Origin of the sequence: Photorhabdus sp. RM323S (assembly GCF_042879375.1) — a bacterium.
GTDB lineage: Bacteria > Pseudomonadota > Gammaproteobacteria > Enterobacterales > Enterobacteriaceae > Photorhabdus > Photorhabdus tasmaniensis.
The window spans coordinates 1-1,355 of the sequence record NZ_JBHFKZ010000146.1; the positions used below are offsets into that span (position 1 = coordinate 1).

Sequence of the window (1,355 nt, forward strand, 5' to 3'; positions counted from 1 at the left end):
GTCAACTGGTTCAGGTCACCTATCCTGACGACTCCACCGAACACATGGCATGGGACAGCGCGGGTCAGTTGACCCATCACCAGCGCAATGAGAATGCGCCCTGCGCCTGGGAATACAATGCATTTGGTCAGGTGGTCTGTGCGACAGACCGTCTGCAACGTCAAATTCGCTATCAGTACAGCCCCGAAGGCCATCTGATACAGCTCGACAACGCCAACGATGACCGTTACCGGCTAAACCGTGATGCCGAAGGGCGCTTAATCGAAGAAATCCGTCCTGACGACACCCTCATCCTGTATGAATACAACGCGGCGGGCTTATTGAGCACCGAACGGCGCATGGGTGACCGCGTGTTCAAATACCCGGAACGTCAGGTACACCAGCATTATGATGCAGCCGGTCAGTTGATTCAGCGGGAAACCTACACCGACACTTATCAATACCGGTGGGACAGCATGGGCAGGCTGCTGGAAGCCCGCCGTGAGCCAAATGACAACGGCAAACCTCTGGGGATAGTCCCCAGCACCGTGCGTTTTGACTATGACGCGCTGGGGCGGGTCATTCGGGAGCAGAACGGCGACGACAGCCTCCAGTTCAGCTATGACGAACTGGATAACCTGACGGCCCTCACGCTGCCACAGGGCGGCACCTTAAGCTGGCTCTACTACGGCTCCGACCACCTGAGCGCCATTCGGCATGAACAGAAACTCCTCACTGAATTTGAGCGCGACCAACTGCATCGTGAAACCCGCCGCACGCAGGGCAACCTGTTCCAGCTGCGCGATTATGATCCGCTGGGACGCTGTATCCACCAGTACAGCCTGCCGTTGAAACAGGCTGATGCTGACCCCCGGCCCTATCTTAGCGAAGGCAAGCCGTGGCGGGCGTGGGTCTACGGCCCCCAGGACGAATTGCAGATGATGGCAGATCATTACCGGGGCATGATTGACTACCTTTATGACGCGGAGAGTCGCCTGAAAAAAGTGACGCATCAGGGCAGCGCTTATGAAGATATGTTGTGGTATGACCGGGCGGATAACCTGCTGGAGCAACCGCAGTCGATATTGGAACGGGAGGCAGAAGAGCAAGGGATCCCTAAAGCGGTGACGCCGCAGGGCGACCGCCTGAGCTACTGGCGGCAATGGCGCTATGAGCATGACCCGCACGGCAATATTACCCGTCGGGAGTGTCGGTGGTACAAAACCCAGGATTACCGCTATGATGGTGACAACCGCCTGACGGTGGCGAAAATCGGCAACACAACGGCGCATTATCACTATGATGCCCTTGGTCGGCGTATCCGCAAGGTGGTGAAGATCGGGCTTGGTGGACTGGCGCGTTATGAACAAACCGAT

The 1,355-nt window shown here is 57.3% G+C and carries 1 pseudogene; it reads left to right on the forward strand.

From position 1 onward, the window contains the following. Positions 1-1,355, forward strand: a pseudogene (locus ACGF7G_RS22305) (type IV secretion protein Rhs); the annotation flags it as partial.